The 667-nt window shown below is 54.9% G+C and carries 1 rRNA gene; it reads left to right on the top strand.

The window, feature by feature from the left end:
* Nucleotides 1-667 (top strand): 23S ribosomal RNA (locus tag EIZ58_RS32775); the annotation flags it as partial.

Below are 667 nucleotides of genomic sequence, written 5' to 3'. Positions count from 1 at the left end.
CTTGTGGCTGGGGGTGAAAGGCCAATCAAACCGGGAGATAGCTGGTTCTCCCCGAAAGCTATTTAGGTAGCGCCTCGTGAATTCATCTCCGGGGGTAGAGCACTGTTTCGGCAAGGGGGTCATCCCGACTTACCAACCCGATGCAAACTGCGAATACCGGAGAATGTTATCACGGGAGACACACGGCGGGTGCTAACGTCCGTCGTGAAGAGGGAAACAACCCAGACCGCCAGCTAAGGTCCCAAAGTCATGGTTAAGTGGGAAACGATGTGGGAAGGCCCAGACAGCCAGGATGTTGGCTTAGAAGCAGCCATCATTTAAAGAAAGCGTAATAGCTCACTGGTCGAGTCGGCCTGCGCGGAAGATGTAACGGGGCTAAACCATGCACCGAAGCTGCGGCAGCGACACTATGTGTTGTTGGGTAGGGGAGCGTTCTGTAAGCCTGTGAAGGTGGCCTGTGAGGGTTGCTGGAGGTATCAGAAGTGCGAATGCTGACATAAGTAACGATAAAGCGGGTGAAAAGCCCGCTCGCCGGAAGACCAAGGGTTCCTGTCCAACGTTAATCGGGGCAGGGTGAGTCGACCCCTAAGGCGAGGCCGAAAGGCGTAGTCGATGGGAAACAGGTTAATATTCCTGTACTTGGTGTTACTGCGAAGGGGGGACGGAG

Source organism: Ammoniphilus sp. YIM 78166 (genome assembly GCF_004522215.1).
Classification (GTDB): Bacteria; Bacillota; Bacilli; order Aneurinibacillales; family RAOX-1; genus YIM-78166.
This window is presented reverse-complemented; position numbering and strand designations above follow the sequence as displayed.